A 19346-nucleotide genomic window follows, 5' to 3' on the forward strand; every position below is an offset into this window, starting at 1 on the left:
ATGTACTGATGATGTAAATAGTCTAACTTGAGCGAAGTTCAATATTTAATTTTCGTTACGATTATTAGTATTTAATAATTCGTTTAATACAGCGGGACTGTGTTGATTTTTGGCGGACGGATTTTGTTCAAGATAAACGTTTTGTGAGCGTGTCATTACAAAGAGAAGAAAACGGTTAGATGAGCTCAAGGCAGCGCTTGTTTGTCATTTATACTGCGTTATTGCATGTGCATGGATGCCTACTATAAATGATAAACAAACAGCTGGAAAAACAAGCTTAAAAGGACAACACGCCTCAGTATCACTCAATTCGTATTAGGGTTTTTCAGAGGGTAATTGACGTATATTTTTTCAAAACGCGGATTAATTCTTTTGTTTCAATAGGTTTAGTGATGTAGTCACACATGCCGCTTAGCTCAGCTCGCTCCATTTGCTCTATATTAGCGTCAGCTGTTATGGCAATAATGGGAATATTAGTAGTGTTAGGGTTATTAACTATGTGTTCTGCTGCATCAAAGCCATCCATAACGGGCATGTGTAAATCCATAAAAATAATGTCAGGTTTTACACTTTTTAAATAATCTAATGCTTCTTGGCCGTTATTTGCAATATCACATTTTAAGTCTAATGAGCGCAGCAACTCGGTAGCGATAATTTGATTTATTTCATTGTCTTCCACAATCAGTGCAGTGACTTTGAATATAGGAGATTCTTCATTGTCTGCTTCGTTGGATGTGGCTTCAACTTTTTCGTTATTAGGAAAGTCAGAGGAGAGCGCTGTTGGTAATATTTGTAATAGCTCGTTACTTTCATCTTGTGGAGTAGGTGCTGACGTTTCGGGTTTGTTATTGTCTATTGCAAAAGGCAATTGAACATTAAAGGTAGAGCCAATATATTGCTCACTCTGTACTTCTATAGTGCCTTTCATCAAGTCGCACAATTCGCTGGTGATCGACAAGCCTAAACCTGTACCACCATATTTGCGGGTGGTTGATAAATCGGCTTGAATGAAGGGAGCGAATAAACCGTCAATTTTATTGGCTGGAATGCCAATGCCAGTATCTTCAACGGTAATAGAAAGTAAAGCTTGCCCTTCATGTATCTGAGTTAGGCGGAGGTCAAGAGTCACTCTACCGTGCTCAGTAAACTTAATGCCGTTAGAGCATAGATTTACTATGATTTGGTCAAGCCGCATTGCGTCACCCACTAAAAACGGAATTGGGTTTTTAGGTGTTTTGATGATGAAGTCTAAGCCTTTCTGTCTTGCTTGCTCGCTAAAAATACTTTTAATCCGTTCTGCTGAGTCGTATAAATTAAAACTAATAAACTCTAATTGAATTTTACCTGCTTCAATTTTTGAGATATCAAGCACATCATTAATGATATTTAATAATAGGTGTGACGAATGTTTTATGTGTTTGAAGTAGTCGAGTGCTTTTGCTTCGTTGCAATTACGTTTAGCAATTTCGGTGTAACCGATAATCGCATTGAGTGGGGTTCTAAACTCGTGACTGATGTTGGCCATAAAGCGATTTTTAGCATGACTGGCTTCTTCTAGGTCTTTTATGAGGCTTTTTAGTTCTTTTGTTTTTTTATCTACCGTCGTTGAGAGGCGACGGTTAAAGCCAATTACAAACATAATAAAGAACATGCCAACGGTGCCAAACAATGAGCCAAGAATAAAGGTAAGCCAGCTGGACCAGTCTGCTAATTGCGATTCAAAGTCGCGGCTGGAAGCAAATAGCACATCGAATGAGCGATTAAACCAAGGCAAAGTAATATTATATTTATACAAAGCATCATTACGGTAGCCACTGTCGTAAACAATAATGTCTTCACCATTATTTTGTGCTTTTAAGATAAAGTCGAACCCTTGCTGGCTTAATGATTGGTAAATTTTTGCCATCATGGCATCTAGTTCAATTACCACTTCTACCAGCCCTTTTAATTGCGCATAGCGATCAGTTTGCTCGGGTATCGATAACATATTACCGTACACAGGATAGTAGATAACATTACCTGTGAACTTTACGTCCTGTTGGGCTAGCCTTATTGGTGGCGTTGAAACAAAACTCGCGTTTTCAATGGCATATTTGATATTTTGCTTAACACTTGGGTGAGTTAAAACATCTAAGCCAAGTGCTGCTTTATTCGATTCAAGTGGCTCAATATAAAAAATTGGCAGGTAATACTCTTGAACAGGTGCATGCACCATTTGCTGGTTGTAGAGCATTTTTTTGATGTAAAAATCGTCTATCCCTTGTTGCTTGGCATCAAGGTATAACTGATCACGTTGAGCATGTTCGACTTTGGGTAACCAGCCCATTGCCCGTGTTCTAATATCATTTTGCGTTACAATTTCTACGTACTGCGCAAACTCTTCACGCGAGACAAGTTCACTGCTTTGAAAAAAAGCAGTGAGTGAAATTAAGCGAAGCTCAATGGTGTTTCTTAATATGGCAATTTCTTTACTAAACGTTTGAGTGTGATCAACAAAAATTGTTTTTTGATCTTTTATGTATTGCTCACGCGAGAGCCAAAATATAAAGCTAATCGCAACAAAAATTAATAACGAGGGAATGACAATTTGTAGCTTGTGATGACTTTCTTCTAAAATGTCATTTTTCAATAAGCTTAAAACAATAGGTAAAAAGAAGAGTACGCCAACAGCATCGCCAGCCCACCAAATAAACCAAACAAATATGGCCTCGTTAAGCGCATGAATGCCTGAATATACCTGCACAAATGTGCCTATAGTTGCACTAATCGTACATGCAATGGGCCCAGCGACAAAAGCCAGTCGAGACAGTTCTGCAATTGAGCTAAGCCTGATGGGGCGAGGGCAGCAGCGATAAATCATCAATTTGGTGATAATGAATTGTGCGATAGTGCCACAAGTAAGCGTGGCCGAAATGAATAAATTGCGTACTTCAATAGTTTGGAAACTAATATTAAAAGCAATGTAATGATCAAATACACTGGCTAGCAATACACCAAAAAGGGCTGCTCTACCTAAGCAAAGATACAAACCCAAACCAATCCCCGCTGCAGGCCAAATGGCGCTAGCGAAACCTGGCGGTATCGTAAACTGCATGCCAATTTGGGTCGCAATTAAGTAACTGATAAAGCTAATAAGAATAATGTTAAAGGTGCGAATAAAGTTCTAGCCTCATTGTTGTTTCATTATTATTAGCCAGCCTTGGCAAACTATTGAAGTGTCCTAATAATTACCTTAACGATTACATTGAGCGCGCATATTATGTGTGTCGGTGCCGGCGCTTAAATTTATTTCTTAGTGTCCAGCCTAGTAAAAATATGCCTGATAGCCAAATTAATAGTAGAGCAATTGCAACGGGCAAGAATATCCAAAGTTTCGCGCTATCATGAAAAAAGCTACCATCATGAATTGCTTCAATTGTATCTGAGCGACGGTAGGCGATATGTAATAGCTTACCTGAGTCAGCATCTATTTGCGCCTCCCAATTATTTACCGCTAATATTTTTATGACTCCCTTACTAGGGCGAACATCTAGCTTTTGTATATCCTGCCAGTTTGATACTGACAACTTATCTATTCTCTGGGCGATGGAAAGTATTTGTGTAAATGCAATAGTCGGTTCTGCCGCTTGACCTCTAGCAGTGGGGGGTTGTACCCACTCAAATTGCTTTTTCACCTGTAGTAGTAGCCCGCTTACAATCACAATAACGACGGGGATAGCAATAATCAGCGCTGCCCAAAAGTGGAAGCGACGAGTATGTCGTTTAGCTGACGGCGACATAATAGTGATCCTAAAAAGCGGCAATATAAATAAATGCACTCTAGGATAGGCTAAGTGTTTATGCAAGCTCAATTTTTTCTGTTCTTATTGTGCCTTACCTAGCCAGCAGGTGTTACATCGGTAACTGCTGCTCTATTAATGCTTTGGCATAATCCATATCGATGTTTTCCAAGTATGGCTCGCAATCGCGCAACTCGATATCAGTGTTCTTAGTTAACTGTGTCAGCTTTTCATCTAACTTTGCACTTTTTAGTAGCTCGGCAATAATATTTTGCTGAATACGCCCACGCGATTGAGCCTCTGCATATGGCAGGCGATGAAACATCACCATAGAATAACGAGGGATAAAGCGATTAGGAAAGCGTTTTTCAAGCTCAAAGGCGAGTGCTTTTTTGAGAATATATACATTGTCTCTAACACTGTCCCGCATTTCTATGTAGTTTTCTAATGCCATTTCTGCAATTGCATCGGCATTGGGTTGCCGAACGGCTTGAAAGGCGGGAAGCACAGCTTGCCAGTCATCATTATGCTCGATTAATAAGCGGTTTAATTCACTACAATCTTCAAAGCCGCAGTTCATGCCTTGTCCATGAAATGGCACAATGCCATGTGCTGCGTCGCCAATTAACAAGGTATTGGTTATGTTGTGCCACTGCTTACATCTTACTGTTCCTAATTTACCGGTTGGATTATCAAAAAATGCATTTGCTAAATCAGGGATCAATGCCAGTGCGTCAGGGAATTCTTGCTGAAAAAACGTCATCACCGCATCTCGGTTTGAGAGTGTGGCAAAACTGTTTTTGCCTTCATTAGGTAAAAATAGCGTCACAGTAAAGCTGCCGTCCATATTTGGCAGGGCAATTAACATATATTGTCCGCGAGGCCAGATGTGTAAAGCCTGTTTTTCAATTTGAAAATCACCAGTAGTTGTTGCTGGAATGCATAACTCTTTATAACTGTGAGGCAAGGTTTCAATGATATTATGGTCAGTTGCGCTTTTATTAAGAGCACAAAGCATTTGCTCCCTGACTTTTGAGCCAGTGCCATCTGCGCCGATTAACAGCGAAAAATTATGAAGTAAAGTTTTACCCGCGTTAGCATGTTTTAACTGTAAAACCTGTTGGGTAAAATCAATATTTTCTACATTGTGATCAAAATGGAAGGTAACGTTGCCTGTGCTTTCTGCACTGTCCATTAAGCGTTTATTCAAGTCTGCTCGCGAGACGGAGTAAATTACTTCATGCTCTTTAATGCCATAAGGTTGAAAATTGAGCTCGCCGTATTCATCGTGAAGCATTCTACCAGCCATTGGAATTAGCATTTTTTCTACTTCATCCATTATTCCAACTTGTTCAAGCGGGAAAATACCTCGGTTGGCAAGCGCAAGGTTTATTGAGCGTCCTGCAGAAATTTCGGTGTTTCTCATATCAGATCGCTTTTCAAATACCGTTACTTGGTAATTTCGTTTGGCTAAAAACATAGCTAGCAATGAGCCAACCAACCCAGCGCCAATAATTGTGATAGCTTGCTTTGTCATAAGTGCTTCCTTTTGGCATTAAGAATATCTATTCGAGTTATATCAAACAGCTTTTTAAAACTCGTACAAAGTGATAAACATCAGTAAAACTGTTGTACAGTGGTACAGGTGCGGCACGAATCACATTAGGCTCTCGCCAGTCGGTGGTTACACCTGCTTCTTCTAATGACTTGAATACTTCTTTTCCTTGTTTTCCTGCAATATTGACAGTTAACGATAATTGGCAGCCACGTTGTGCGGGATCGCTCGGCGTAATAATACGCACCAAGTCGCCTAATTCATGCTGGAGTAAATATTCAAAGTAATTGGTTAAACGTGTTGATTTTTCACAGAGCACCGACATGCCGCCAGCGTTTTTGAATACCGCTAAAGAAGCACGAATAGCAGCAAGTGATAAAATCGGCGGGTTACTTAATTGCCAGCCTTCAGCAGTAGGAATAGGGTTAAAGGTGTTTTCCATTTTAAAGCGGGTTTGTTTGTCGTGCCCCCACCAACCAGCAAATCGGTTTAAGTTGGTGTTGCTGCTGTGGCGCTCGTGCACAAAACAGCCTGCGACCGAGCCGGGGCCTGAATTCATATATTTGTATGAGCACCAACAGGCAAAGTCTACCTGCCAGTCATGCAATTGCATGGTTATATTGCCTGCTGCATGAGCTAAATCGAAGCCAACCTTAATGCCTTTTGCATGTCCCCACTGGGTTATTCTTTGCATATCCAATACTTGCCCTGTGTAATATTGCACGCCGGGCAGGAGAATTAAGGCAATAGAGTCGCCTTCACGCTCAATCAGCTCTTTAATATCATCGTGATTGATAAGCTCTTCTCCATCGCGCGGAGCAATTAATAATAACGCCTCGTTAGGGTCGAAACCGTGATGCTTTATTTGCGATGTTACAGCGTAATGATCGGAGGGAAAGGCATGATCTTCAATTAGAATTTTATAACGCGTTTTAGTGGGCTGGTAAAAGCTCACCATCATAAAGTGAAGGTTAGCAGTGAGTGAGTTCATGCAAACCACTTCATTAGGTTTTGCTCCTACTAAGTCGGCAGACTGCTCAGTTAAAAACTCGTGATATGGCATCCAAGGAAATTCGCAATCAAAGTGTCCTTTAACGCCTAAAGTTTGCCACTTTTTTAGCTCCTCATTGACGTATTCAGCGGTAAGCGTGGGTTGTAAGCCTAATGAATTACCTACGAAGTAAAGTTCATTTTCACCGTTTGCTTGTTTAGGAATATGAAATGCGTCTTTAAATGATGCGAGTGGATCTTGTTGATCCAGTGTTTGGGCAAACGCCAAATTGGGCTGAAATTGATTGTTTTGCACTTGTTCAGTCATTGGTTGCTCTTTTAATTCAATTTATATGGCTTGTAAGGAATACAGCAACGGTCTACTAGGTGCTGCATCTAATTCAAATGGTGCAATTTGCAAATTTAATAAATACAAACCATCTTCAAGGGTGTTCCCTACGTACACCATTTCTGTAATGCTTTTTGAAAGCTGCGTGTCATCTCCGCATAACCTTGCTAGCGGTGCCACTTGCCAAAAAATATGATGGTTGCTCATATGGCCTTGATCAAACATTTTGTCGATAGAGGGCATGTCTACCAGTAAGTGGGTAACCCCGCGTTCATTCAAATATTCGATAGCGTCGTTAGTGAAGTAGGGCGGCTGATTATGCTCACTGTAACAGGCTCGCTGTTTACTTTGCTCGTTAGGTAAAGTGCGAATAACCAACGCTGTTAAGCATTCATTATTAATATGTTGTATTTGGTGCATCAGCTGCTGTTTAGTAATTAATTTATCACCCTCATCAATACTTGGATCGTATTGTTCTTTTGATTGATTTTGTGAAGGAGTAGGTGTGACCGATATCAAAGTACAAGGTATTAAGCTGTCATTCAGGGTTTGGTTAATGCTAATGGGGTTATGCACAATGTGACCCACACATTCAGTATGAGTGCCATTGCAATGGGGATTCATGGTTATTTGTGTGACATTACAGCTGCCACCAACACGGGTATCACCAATAAACTGTGCTATTTTCATTGACGATGCCTGTGCGTAATCGGCACCAAAATGGTTAGGTTGCACCAGTTTGTTTGCTGTTAGATGTTCAGTGGCTGACGCTTCAATAAACGCTAAATCTATCGCAATACTTGTGGGCTGGTTCACTAGCACTTTATATTGTTGCTGATTTAGCTCAATGGTTAATTTCATAATGCTGCTCTGCGCTTAATTGGGAAGCTTTTTATTATTATTACAGTCAGTTTATAAATTGTGCTTTATCTAGATTCAGCCATTTCAATGCTGTGCCATGAAGCATTTGCGCTTTTATTTCGTCACTAAATGCGGTTGTTTCAATAAGTTTACCCGGCGCTAATTCACCTAAAGGAAAGGGGTAGTCAGTTCCAAGTGCAATTCTGTCAGCGCCAACTAAATCGACCATATATTTAAGCTTGAGCGGATCGTGAACTAACGAGTCGAAATACATTTGCTTTAAATATTTTCGCGGGTTCACAGAATTGTCCACTGCGCACAGATCTGGCCTCACATCAAAACCATGCTCAATTCTGCCAATGGTGGCGGGAAAAGAACCTCCGCCATGAGCAAAAGCTATGCGTAAGTTTGGTAAGCGCTCTAACACCCCACCAAAAATAAGTGAGCAAATTGCTCGGCTGGTTTCTGCTGGCATACCGACTAGCCATGGCAGCCAATATTTAGGCATCAGCTCTTTACCCATCATGTTCCATGGATGAACAAATGCTGCTGCACCTAGCTTCTCAGCGGCTTCAAATATTGGAAAGAACGCGGCATCGTCTAAATTACGATCATTCACATTACTGCCAATTTGCACGCCTGCTAATCCAAGTTCATTAACACAACGTTCTAATTCTTTAATGGCGAGTTCAGTGGATTGCATTGGAATGGTGCCCAAACCAATAAATCGAGAAGGGTGTTGCTGTACAACACCGGCTATATGGTCATTAAGAAAACGAGAAAGGTCGTAGGCATCTTCAGGTTTAGCCCAATAACTAAACATCACAGGTACGGTAGAGAGTACCTGAACATCAACCTGATGAGTGGCACATTCAGTTAGTCGTACGTCAGGATCCCAGCAATTTGCTTCAATTTCACGAAAGAACTTGTCGTCTTGAAACATGCGAGCACAACCACACTTGTGATGGTCTAAATGAATGAAGCCGCCGTAGCCGTATTTTTCTTTTAAATTAGGCCAGTTTTTCGGCAATATATGGGTATGAATATCAATTTTAAGCATTAATCCCACCTCAATGTATGTCTATTATTGTTATAGTTTGTTTGAGTTTGGCATCACCGTGCCACATTGATTACATGTGCGATTTTTCTCAGACTCAAAAAATCGGCTAAATACAGCTTGAAAATCGTTTTCAATATCTCGTAACGGAAAGTATTCTTCGTACAATTTGTGATGACAATTTTCGCAAAACCACATCAAACCGTCTTGCTCACCCTCTCTACGCTTCGCTTCAACGACTAAGCCAATTGAATTTTCAAAACGTACGGGGGAGTGAGGCACTTGGGGAGGCAATAAAAAAACTTCGTCAGCTTTAATTGGATGTACTTGGGGTTTTCCGTCAATCATTAAACGTAACTCCATTTCTCCTTCAAGCTGATAAAAAAACTCTGGCCCTTGATTGTAATGATAATCGCGTCGGCCATTTGGGCCGCCAACCACCATGACAATAAAGTCGCCATCATCAAATACTTGTTTATTACAAACCGGCGGTTGGAGTTGATCTCTGTGTTCATCAATCCACGTTTTAAAATTAAAAGGAGGCGTTATTTTGGTTGCTGAATTTGCCATGGTGTTGCTCCTTTTTATAATGAAGATGGCTTGTGAGCACTAGGTTTAGCATCTGAATTAATAGTTGCAATACACTTTAATTCGATAGCAATGGGGGTGGGTAAGCAGTTAATTTCAACGGTTGTTCTACAAGGTTGATTATCAGCAAAGTATTCGGCATACAGTTTATTATAAGTGGCAAAATCATCCTTCATGTTGGTTAGAAATACGGTAACGTCTACCAACTGTTCCCAACTAGAGTCTGACTCTTCTAGAATATAACGCACATTGTTAAATACACTGCGACATTGCGCTTCAATGTCATAATCTGCAATATTGCCGTTATCGTCTAGGGTTACGCCTGGGATTGCTTTGCTGCCTTTTTGTCTGGGGCCAACGCCTGATAAAAATAACAAATCACCGACACGTCTGGCATGCGGGTATAGTCCAACTGGTGCTGGGGCTTTATTTGAGTCGAATCGTTGCGGGTGGTCGCTCATGTCTTTACCTATCTTTTAAAATTTGGGTTATTTTATTTTTTGTAAAAAAGATATTTTATGTAGCGCTTTGATGAACCTATAAAAATTAACTTTGCTCGTTAGTTATCATGGTGAAGATAACAATAACGAAAAACATGCACATCAAAGCAGAATCTATTCAGATCCCGAAGTCGCTAAATTAGCAATGAAGAGAGGTCAGGCGAGTATCCATTTGCAGCCACGGCAGCTAGCAAAAATGGCACCTGAAGTTTTAATGATATTTGTTTTAACCATAAATATTATTGTTATTATCAATTATAAAAAACAGATAGTGTTGATTGATATTTATACATCTTTAGTACTTTATACAAACGTTTTTCGCTTCTGTAAAGAACCTTAATGCCTCAACACCGCCTTCGCGTCCCACACCTGATTGTTTCATTCCACCAAACGGGGTGCGTAAATCACGCATCAACCATGTATTTACCCATACAATGCCAAAGTCTAGCTGCTGAGCAAACGAATGGCAGCGCTTAATATTATTACTCCATACGGTGGCCGCTAAGCCGTATTCTGTTCCATTTGCCAGTGCAAGCGCTTCTTCGGTATTGTCAAACGGTTGCAGGGTTGCAACTGGGCCAAAAATTTCTTCTTGGTTTGTTCTGCAATTAAGCGGTAACCCTTCAATTAATGTTGGCTCAATAAAATAGCCTTCGTTGCAACGACCTTCAATGTAACGCTGTTCCCCACCCAGCAGAATCGTTCCGCCTTCTTCCTTAGCCAATTGAATATATGAAAGAATTTTATTCAAGTGTTGCTGCGACACGATAGCACCTTGCTGAGTGTTTACGTCTTTTGGATCGCCAACATTGAGCTGACTTACTTTAGCTATTAATGCCCGCTTAAACTTTTCATAAATTGGACGCTCAATATAAATACGTGAACTACATAAACAAATTTGTCCCTGATTAGCAAAGCTCGCTCTTGCCACTTGAGTTACAACGTCATCAAATGTATCTAAATCGGGCTCATCGTTACATATATCAGCAAAGATAACGGCAGGGTTTTTGCCACCAAGCTCTAATGATAGCTTTTTGAACTTAGGTGCAGCTAAGCTCGCAATGTGTGCTCCAGTTTTTGTTCCGCCAGTAAAACTAATTGCTTTTATTTTTGGATGGGTAATGATTGCTTCACCAACTTTATGGCCGTAGCCATGCAGTATATTTAGCACACCCGGTGGTAGCCCTGCCTGTTGGCACAATGATGAAAGCAAAAATGCTGTCATGGGCGTTATTTCACTCGGTTTAGCAATTACGCAATTACCCGCTGCTAGTGCTGGTGCTATTTTCCAAGTGAACAAATAAAGTGGTAAATTCCATGGTGAAATACAAGCAACAATACCAATGGGGTCGCGTAAAGTGTAGTTAATCGCCTCATTAGCCATGGTATGAGACTCACTGGCGTATTGCGTAATGGCGTGGGCAAAAAAACGAATATTGGAAGATGCACGCGGTATATCTACTTGCTGAGCAAGGCTTACAGGTTTGCCGTTATCTACCGACTCAGCTTGTGCAAGGGCTTCAGCGTTTTGGTCAATAAGGTCGGCTAAACGCATTAACACTGCTGCACGCTCATCAATACTTGTTAACTGCCACGTGTTAAAGGCTGATTCCGCTGCTACCACAGCATTAGCAACATCTTGCTCATCTGAATCAGCAGTTAGCGAGTAAGGTTTGCCAGTAGCGGGCTCAATATTATCAAAAAAGGTATTTGATACAGGCGGTACTAGTTCACCACCAATGTAGTTAATTATTTTTGTTTTAGTCATTGGGCAATATTACTTAAGTTAGCTGCTATAAACAGGCTGTGCGACCGCCATCTACTGGTAAGTTTGTACCAGTAATGTAGCCTGCACTTGGTGATGCTAAAAACGCCACGGCGTTAGCAAACTCTTCAGGCTCGCCAAAACGGCGTAGTGGAATTAATGACTTTTCTTCTTCAATTACCTGTTCGATAGGTTTGTTTTGCTTGTTCGCTTTATTTTGAATAATTGCATCTAATCGCGCAGTGTTCGTTGCACCGGGCAATACATTGTTGACTGTGATGCCAAAAGCGCCTAGCTCATTAGCAAGGGTTTTGGCCCAGCTTGCCACAGCACCACGTACGGTATTTGAAACACCTAAATTAGGGAGTGGCTGCTTAACCGATGTAGAAATAACATTGATGATGCGGCCATACATTGCACTTTTCATTCCGGGCAGTAATGCCTGCACTAAATGATGATTATTAATTAAATGCTGATTAAACGCATTGATAAACGCGCTAGGTTCGGCTTGATTTGCTGGGCCAGGTGCGGGGCCTCCCGTATTGTTTACGAGAATATGATAAGTAGAAATTTGTGAAAGTTGCTGCTCAATCGCTTTTTTCACTGCGTCCGTATCACTAAAATCAGCAACTAAACATAGATGTTTTTGGCCTTTACTCGTATCAAGTTCAGCTTTTACATCATTTAAACTCGCTTCGTTACGGGCAAATAGCGTGACATTAGCGCCCAGTGAAGCCAACTCTTTAGCGATTGCTTTACCAATGCCTTGGCTACTACCACATACCAATGCATTTTTATTTGTTAAGTTTAAGTTCATTGTTGCTCCGTTGTTATTTTTTTATCCAATATGGTCAAAACTAAAGCAATTTTTTAATCAAAGCAAACTAGAGATAAGCAAAATGAAGGTAAACCGCTTAAGGTTATAAAGTATGTCTGGTTGCTATAACTTTATGGATGCGAGCTTTAATAGAGCTATGCTATAATTTTTCACCTTTTTGACCGCTAGGCGTAATTAGTTGCTTTGATTAGCGGTTTAAACCTTACCTTATTCATATTAAACAAGGGTTCACTCAGTGTTAGATCAAGTCAGAATTGTGTTAGTTAATACGTCCCATACGGGTAATATCGGCTCTGCAGCTCGTGCCATGAAAACAATGGGCTTGTCTAAGTTATATTTAGTTGACCCTGTTTCAGCTCCTGACGGTAAAGCATCAGCACTTGCTGCTGGGGCAACCGATGTACTTGCTAATGCAGTTACCGTTAATACGCTAGAGGAAGCCATTGCAGACTGTGGTTTAGTAGTGGGTACTTCTGCGCGCTCAAGAACCTTATCTTGGCCTATGGTTGAACCGCGTGAATGTGGCAAAAAACTTGTCGCTGAAGGTGAGAAATATCCCGTTGCCTTAGTCTTCGGAAGAGAGAATAACGGTTTAACGAATGAAGAGTTGCAACAGTGCCATTACCACGTTTGTGTGCCTGCAAACCCAGAGTATTCGTCATTAAACCTAGCGATGGCCGTTCAGTTACTTAGTTATGAAACGCGTATGGCGTGGCTAGATAAAGAAAATGGCCACTATCAAGAAGTAGAAGAAGAGTACCCAAGATCGGCTGATTTAGAGCGATTCTATGGTCATCTACAAGAGACATTATTGGAAACAGGGTTTATTGTTAAGCAGCATCCTGGACAGGTAATGACAAAATTACGCCGCTTATTTAATCGTGCGCGTCCAGAAGAGCAAGAATTAAATATCTTACGAGGTATTCTTGCTTCAGTTCAAAAACTAACAAATAAAGGTTAACTGCTTCGTGTTTAAACGCATAAAAGAAGACATTAATAGCGTTTTTAATCGCGATCCTGCTGCGCGCACTTTTTTTGAAGTGTTAACAAACTATCCCGGATTGCATGCAATTTGGGCGCATCGTCTTAGCCACAAATGTTGGACAAACAACTGGAAACTATTAGCACGATTTATTTCTACCATTGCACGCTGGATAACTGGAGTTGAAATACACCCCGGAGCCACTATTGGTCGTCGATTTTTTATCGACCATGGTATGGGAGTGGTCATAGGTGAAACTGCTGAAATAGGTAACGACTGTACTCTATATCATGGGGTTACATTAGGTGGAACCAGCTGGAACGCTGGTAAACGCCATCCAACACTTCATGATGGTGTGGTAATTGGTGCTGGCGCAAAAGTGTTAGGCCCATTAACGGTAGGCAAAAACGCAAAAGTAGGCTCAAATTCAGTCGTCGTAAAAGACGTGCCGTCAGATGCAACAGTGGTTGGTATTCCGGGAAGGGTTGTGATGACGGTAACCGACAAGAAAGAAACCCAAAAACGCGAAGAAATAGCTCAGAAATACGGTTTTGATGCATACGCCGTATCGCCTGACAATCCCGATCCTGTTGCTAGTACAATTGGTCGTTTGCTTGATCATATTCACATGATGGACGCTAAATTAAATGACATGTGCAAAGTGATCAATCAGATGGGCGGTAACGTATGTGATAAAGGGTTACCCGACATTGATGTGGATAGCCCTGACTTTAAAGAGGCTGAAGAACAAGCTGCGAACCAACGTAAAGAAGCGTTTGACTCGTTTGATCCCAAAATTTAACGGTGCCACATTATTATTTACAAATGTCAGTTATTTACGAAGTTAACATCTGGTTGAAATTTGACATATCGATAATACCCGAGTAAATTAGTCAGGTAATTACTTGACTATTTTAGTCGGAAATGTAGAATGCGCGCATTCATCAATATGGGTTTTAAATTTAATGAAATTAACTTCAAAAGGTAGGTACGCGGTTACAGCAATGCTTGATGTCGCCTTGCATTCTGAAGAGAACCCAGTGCCTTTGGCTGATATATCAGAAAGACAAGGAATATCACTGTCTTATTTAGAGCAATTATTTGCCAAGCTGCGCAGAAGCGGCTTAGTTTCTAGTGTTAGAGGGCCCGGTGGTGGTTACCATTTAGGTCGTGACGCTCAAGGTATTTCAATAGGCCAAGTTATTCACGCTGTTGACGAGTCAATCGACGCCACTCGATGCCAAGGCAAAGGCGATTGCCAAAATGGTGAACGCTGTCTAACCCATACATTATGGTCTGACTTAAGCGTCAGAATTGAAGAGTTTTTAAATGGGATCAGTTTAGCAGAACTGGTTACCAGAAAAGATATTACAACAGTTTCACAACGCCAAGATAAGCATGGTATTGATAAACTGTTTGATGCAAATACGTTAAACGTTAACTGCCAGTTATAACTGGTTTAGTTAAAGACGGAGAAAGTAATGAAGTTACCGATTTATTTAGATTATGCCGCAACCACTCCTGTAGATCCCCGTGTTGCAGAAAAAATGATGCAAGCTCTTACAATGGATGGCAATTTTGGTAATCCTGCATCTCGCTCTCACCGTTTTGGCTGGCAGGCAGAAGAAGCGGTTGATATTGCGCGTCATCAAATTGCAGATCTAATTAATGCTGATCCAAGAGAAATTGTATTTACCTCTGGTGCTACAGAGTCTAACAACTTAGCTATCAAAGGTGCAGCAAACTTTTATAATAAACGTGGTAAGCACGTTATTACCGTTAAAACTGAACATAAAGCAGTGCTTGATACGTGTCGTGAATTAGAGCGACAAGGCTTTGAAGTAACTTATATGGAAGTTGAAGCGAACGGTTTACTTGATCTTAAAAAGCTAGAAGCTGCCATGCGCGAAGACACAGTACTGGTTAGTGTAATGCACGTTAATAACGAAATTGGTGTAGTGCAAGATATCGCAACAATCGGTGAAATGTGTCGCGAACGTAAAATTATTTTCCATGTAGATGCTGCACAAAGTGCAGGTAAAGTAGCCATTGATCTACAGCAGTTAAAAGTCGATTTAATGTCATTTTCTGCTCATAAAATTTATGGTCCTAAAGGTGTTGGTGCGCTTTACGTTCGTCGTAAGCCTCGTATTCGTTTAGAAGCACAAACGCATGGTGGTGGGCATGAGCGTGGCATGCGTTCAGGTACCTTAGCTACTCACCAAATCACTGGCATGGGTGAAGCTTTCCGTATTGCAAAAGAAGAAATGGAACAAGAATCTGCACGCATTCGTGAGTTACGTGAACAGTTGTGGGCAGGGTTACAAGATATTGAAGAAACATACATTAACGGCGATTTAGAGCATCATGTGCCGGGTATTTTAAATGTAAGCTTCAACTTTGTTGAAGGTGAGTCATTAATCATGGCGCTTAAAGATTTAGCTGTATCGTCTGGTTCAGCATGTACTTCAGCAAGCCTAGAGCCTTCATACGTACTACGTGCATTAGGTTTAAATGACGAATTAGCACACAGCTCTATTCGTTTTAGCATTGGTCGTTATACCACTAAAGAAGATATCGAATTTACTATCGACTTAGTTCACAAAGCGATTGGTAAACTACGCGACATGTCACCATTATGGGAAATGTTTAAAGATGGTGTTAATTTAGAAAGCGTAGAGTGGGTTGCGCACTAACAGCGTAAGTAATGAATTTAGGAGATTGTAAAGATGGCATATAGCGAAAAAGTAATTGATCACTATGAGAACCCACGTAACGTAGGTTCTTTCGAGAAAAGTGATAAGAATGTTGCGACAGGTATGGTAGGTGCACCGGCTTGTGGTGACGTGATGAAGCTTCAATTAAAAATTAATGAAGATGGCGTAATTGAAGACGCAAAATTTAAAACATACGGTTGCGGTAGTGCGATTGCATCCTCATCACTGGTAACAGAATGGGTTAAAGGCAAAACCATTGAACAAGCAACTGAAATTAGTAATACCGAAATTGCAGAAGAGCTAGCATTACCGCCAGTGAAAATTCACTGCTCAATTTTAGCTGAAGATGCAATTAAGGCAGCAGTAGAAGACTATAAGAAGAAGCAAGCTGGATAAGCAAGCATTAAAATAGTTTAAGGATTGTTATGGCGATTTCGATGACACCTGCAGCTGCAGAACGAGTAAAGTCTTTTATTGAAAACCGTGGAAAAGGCATTGGTTTGCGTGTAGGCATAAAAACCACTGGCTGTTCTGGTTTAGCATACGTCTTAGAGTTTGTGGACGCGCTGAATGAAGATGATGAAACGTTTACTGATCAAGGTGTTACTTTAATAGTAGATCAAAAAAGCTTGGTTTATATTGATGGAACAGAATTAGACTTCGTTAAAGAAGGGCTTAATGAAGGCTTCCAGTTTAATAACCCAAATATTGCAGGTGAGTGTGGTTGTGGTGAAAGCTTCACCGTGTAGTTATTATGTATTGCTGTTTTAATTTTTATGATAGCACTATTTGTTCAAAATCAGCTTTCTTAACTATTCTCGCAGGCTAACCTAATTAGGTGCCTGCGAATTCAATTTGAGGCCTACATTGAATTACTTCGACCTATTTAACCTTCCTTTTGACTACAATATTGATGTAGCCGAACTTTCTTCAAAATATCGCGATTTACAACGTGCGGTACACCCAGATAAATTTGCCAACGCCCCAGAACGCGACCGTTTATACGCTGTACAAAAAACAGCAGAAATCAATGATGCATTTCAAACACTTAAGCACCCCTTAAAGCGAGCAGAGTATATGCTTGCAGAAAAAGGGGTAGACATTCGTGGCGAACAACAAACCATTCAAGATCCTGAGTTTTTGATGGAGCAAATGGAACTGCGTGAGCACCTCGAAGATATTCCTCATAGTGACGATCCTGAAGATGCCATTTTTGATTTTGACAATGAAATAAAAACCACTATTCGTCACTATACCGACGAGCTTAAACCATTGCTAACAGCAACGTGTGAGCTAAAACTTGCAGACGCTGCGAACTGGGTAAGAAAACTTAAATTTATGTATAAACTACGGGACGAACTAACGCGCTTAGAAGATAAGTTGCTAGATGATTAGTGCGTGTTTCCTATAGATTTAATAATACTGAACAACAGAGCTGATTTAGACAATTATGGCATTATTACAAATTGCAGAACCAGGACAAACCGCAGCACCGCATCAGCGTAAGCTTGCAGTAGGAATCGATCTCGGTACAACTAACTCGCTAGTCGCGACAGTTCGCAGTGGTCAAGCAGATACGATTAAAGACGAAAATGGGCAGGACATGCTGCCATCAGTAGTTCATTATACAGAAACTGATGTGGTAGTAGGGCATGAAGCGAAACAGATAGCGGCTAAAGATCCTAAAAATACGATTGTTTCGGCAAAGCGCTTTATGGGCCGTTCACTGAATGATATTAAAGCAACTTACGGACAGTTACCTTACGACTTTGTTGCGAATGAACATAGCGTTTCAATTAATACAGTTGCGGGTGAAGTTAACCCTGTTCAAGTATCAGCAGATATTTTAAAAACCTTAGCGCAGCGCGCTGAACTGAGTTTGGCTGCTGAAAATGGGCTAGACGGTGTGGTGATTACTGTTCCTGCATATTTTGATGATGCACAACGTCAAGACACCAAAGACGCTGCAAAATTAGCTAATTTAAACGTGTTACGCTTGTTAAATGAACCTACCGCTGCTGCGATTGCATACGGTTTAGATAATGCACAAGAAGGTGTTATTGCGGTTTACGATCTTGGCGGTGGTACATTCGATATTTCTATTTTACGTCTGAATAAAGGCGTATTTGAAGTGCTAGCTACTGGCGGTGATTCAGCACTTGGCGGTGATGATTTTGATCATTTAATTGCAAGCTGGTTACAACAACAGGCAAATATTGCGCAATTAAAAGCAACAGAGCTTCGTTATTTATTAGATACGGCGCGTACTGTAAAAGAGCAGTTATCAGATAACGGCACTGTTTCAATTACTCTCGAGTCAGAAGCACTACAATGGCAAGGTGAATTAACACGGGAACAGTTTGAAGCGATGGCGATGCCATTGGTTAAAAAAACGCTAAAAGCCTGTCGTCGTGCGTTGAAAGATGCTGAAATTGAAGTTGATGAAGTGATGGAAATAGTTATGGTGGGTGGTTCAACACGAGTTCCACTTGTGCAAAGTCAAGTAGCGGCATTTTTTGATAAACAACCATTAACGTCAATCGATCCTGACAAAGTTGTTGCGTTAGGTGCTGCAACACAAGCTGACATTCTAGTAGGTAACAAGCCTGATAGTGACATGTTGTTATTAGATGTGACGCCGTTGTCATTAGGGTTAGAAACCATGGGGGGGCTGGTTGAAAAAGTCATTCCGCGCAACACCACAATTCCAGTAGCTAAAGCACAAGAGTTTACCACATTTAAAGATGGCCAAACTGCAATGGCTATTCATGTGTTGCAAGGAGAGCGTGAACTAGTTCAAGATTGCCGCTCACTCGCTCGGTTTGTATTAAATGATATCCCGCCAATGGCAGCGGGTGCTGCTCACATCCGTGTGACTTTCCAAGTAGATGCTGACGGCTTATTAAGTGTTAAAGCAATGGAAAAGTCATCAGGTGTTGAGGCCTCGGTTCAAGTTAAGCCATCTTACGGTTTAAATGACGAACAAATTGCAACAATGTTAAAAGCGTCAATGGCAAATGCCAAAGAAGATATTTCAGCGCGTATGCTTCGTGAACAACAAGTAGAAGCAGATAGAGTGATTGAAGCATTACATTCTGCGTTACTAAAAGACGGTAAGCAGTTATTAACTGAAGATGAGTTTAAGGTTATTCAAGCCGCAATTGTAGAGCTTGCTCAACTCCGTCAAAGTGAAGATAAGGCAGCAATCGAAAAACAAATTGAGCAAGTAGATAAATTAAGTCAAGCATTTGCAGCACGTAGAATGGATAATTCAATTAAAGCTGCCTTAACCGGCCACAGTGTAGATGATATTTAGTTTCCCTAAATTTATAGTAAAGAATAAGAGTTAAGTAGGATTAAACGTT

The 19346-nt window shown here is 40.8% G+C and carries 18 protein-coding genes; 8 read left to right on the plus strand and 10 right to left on the minus strand.

Features of this window, described 5'->3' with window-relative positions; translation table 11 throughout:
• Nucleotides 1-325: 325 nt before the first annotated feature.
• The 10 genes from HUU81_RS04790 to HUU81_RS04835 form a co-directional block, all read right to left on the minus strand.
• Nucleotides 326-3157 (minus strand): CHASE domain-containing protein, encoded by a 2832-nt coding sequence (locus HUU81_RS04790; protein ID WP_325071798.1) that lies wholly within the window; start codon nucleotides 3155-3157, stop codon nucleotides 326-328.
• Between the two features lie 100 nt (nucleotides 3158-3257).
• Nucleotides 3258-3779 (minus strand): PepSY domain-containing protein, encoded by a 522-nt coding sequence (locus HUU81_RS04795; protein ID WP_199611126.1) that lies wholly within the window; start codon nucleotides 3777-3779, stop codon nucleotides 3258-3260.
• Between the two features lie 112 nt (nucleotides 3780-3891).
• Entirely contained in the window at nucleotides 3892-5316 is a 1425-nt protein-coding gene (locus HUU81_RS04800) for an FAD-dependent oxidoreductase (RefSeq protein WP_199611127.1), read from the minus strand.
• Nucleotides 5317-5353: 37 nt separating this feature from the next.
• Nucleotides 5354-6652, minus strand: a complete 1299-nt coding sequence (kynU, locus tag HUU81_RS04805) for a kynureninase (RefSeq protein ID WP_199611128.1) — start codon at nucleotides 6650-6652, stop codon at nucleotides 5354-5356.
• A 21-nt stretch (nucleotides 6653-6673) separates the two neighbouring features.
• Complete coding sequence (locus HUU81_RS04810; protein ID WP_199611129.1) at nucleotides 6674-7534, minus strand: cyclase family protein; 861 nt, start codon at nucleotides 7532-7534, stop codon at nucleotides 6674-6676.
• A 46-nt stretch (nucleotides 7535-7580) separates the two neighbouring features.
• On the minus strand, nucleotides 7581-8594 hold the full coding sequence (locus tag HUU81_RS04815) for an amidohydrolase family protein (RefSeq protein WP_199611130.1): 1014 nt from the start codon (nucleotides 8592-8594) through the stop codon (nucleotides 7581-7583).
• Nucleotides 8595-8624: 30 nt separating this feature from the next.
• Entirely contained in the window at nucleotides 8625-9161 is a 537-nt protein-coding gene (locus HUU81_RS04820) for a 3-hydroxyanthranilate 3,4-dioxygenase (RefSeq protein ID WP_199611131.1), read from the minus strand.
• A gap of 14 nt (nucleotides 9162-9175) precedes the next feature.
• Nucleotides 9176-9640, minus strand: coding sequence for a RidA family protein (locus HUU81_RS04825; protein ID WP_199611132.1), 465 nt, complete (start codon nucleotides 9638-9640; stop codon nucleotides 9176-9178).
• Between the two features lie 334 nt (nucleotides 9641-9974).
• Nucleotides 9975-11447 (minus strand): aldehyde dehydrogenase, encoded by a 1473-nt coding sequence (locus HUU81_RS04830; RefSeq protein WP_199611133.1) that lies wholly within the window; start codon nucleotides 11445-11447, stop codon nucleotides 9975-9977.
• A 25-nt stretch (nucleotides 11448-11472) separates the two neighbouring features.
• The gene (locus tag HUU81_RS04835; RefSeq protein WP_199611134.1) at nucleotides 11473-12261 is read right to left on the minus strand and encodes an SDR family oxidoreductase; all 789 of its coding nucleotides are present in this window, start codon (nucleotides 12259-12261) and stop codon (nucleotides 11473-11475) included.
• Between the two features lie 256 nt (nucleotides 12262-12517).
• Between HUU81_RS04835 and trmJ the strand changes: the two genes are divergently transcribed.
• The 8 genes from trmJ (at nucleotide 12518) to hscA (ending at nucleotide 19297) form a co-directional block, all read left to right on the plus strand.
• Nucleotides 12518-13243 carry a tRNA (cytosine(32)/uridine(32)-2'-O)-methyltransferase TrmJ gene (trmJ, locus tag HUU81_RS04840; RefSeq protein WP_199611135.1) on the plus strand — a complete coding sequence of 242 codons (726 nt, stop codon included), beginning with the start codon at nucleotides 12518-12520 and terminating at the stop codon, nucleotides 13241-13243.
• Nucleotides 13244-13250: 7 nt separating this feature from the next.
• A complete protein-coding gene (gene cysE / locus HUU81_RS04845; RefSeq protein ID WP_199611136.1) occupies nucleotides 13251-14066 on the plus strand; it encodes a serine O-acetyltransferase in 816 nt (271 codons plus the stop codon).
• 163 nt (nucleotides 14067-14229) lie between these two features.
• The gene (gene iscR / locus HUU81_RS04850) at nucleotides 14230-14718 is read left to right on the plus strand and encodes a Fe-S cluster assembly transcriptional regulator IscR (protein ID WP_199611137.1); all 489 of its coding nucleotides are present in this window, start codon (nucleotides 14230-14232) and stop codon (nucleotides 14716-14718) included.
• Between the two features lie 27 nt (nucleotides 14719-14745).
• Nucleotides 14746-15960 carry an IscS subfamily cysteine desulfurase gene (locus tag HUU81_RS04855; protein WP_199611138.1) on the plus strand — a complete coding sequence of 405 codons (1215 nt, stop codon included), beginning with the start codon at nucleotides 14746-14748 and terminating at the stop codon, nucleotides 15958-15960.
• A 33-nt stretch (nucleotides 15961-15993) separates the two neighbouring features.
• Nucleotides 15994-16377 (plus strand): Fe-S cluster assembly scaffold IscU, encoded by a 384-nt coding sequence (gene iscU / locus HUU81_RS04860; protein WP_199611139.1) that lies wholly within the window; start codon nucleotides 15994-15996, stop codon nucleotides 16375-16377.
• A gap of 29 nt (nucleotides 16378-16406) precedes the next feature.
• A complete protein-coding gene (gene iscA, locus HUU81_RS04865) occupies nucleotides 16407-16730 on the plus strand; it encodes an iron-sulfur cluster assembly protein IscA (RefSeq protein WP_199611140.1) in 324 nt (107 codons plus the stop codon).
• Between the two features lie 118 nt (nucleotides 16731-16848).
• On the plus strand, nucleotides 16849-17376 hold the full coding sequence (gene hscB / locus HUU81_RS04870; protein ID WP_199611141.1) for a co-chaperone HscB: 528 nt from the start codon (nucleotides 16849-16851) through the stop codon (nucleotides 17374-17376).
• 55 nt (nucleotides 17377-17431) lie between these two features.
• Nucleotides 17432-19297, plus strand: coding sequence for a Fe-S protein assembly chaperone HscA (gene hscA, locus HUU81_RS04875; protein ID WP_199611142.1), 1866 nt, complete (start codon nucleotides 17432-17434; stop codon nucleotides 19295-19297).
• Nucleotides 19298-19346: the final 49 nt, after the last annotated feature.

Source organism: Flocculibacter collagenilyticus (assembly GCF_016469335.1).
GTDB classification, from domain to species: Bacteria; Pseudomonadota; Gammaproteobacteria; order Enterobacterales; family Alteromonadaceae; genus Flocculibacter; species Flocculibacter collagenilyticus.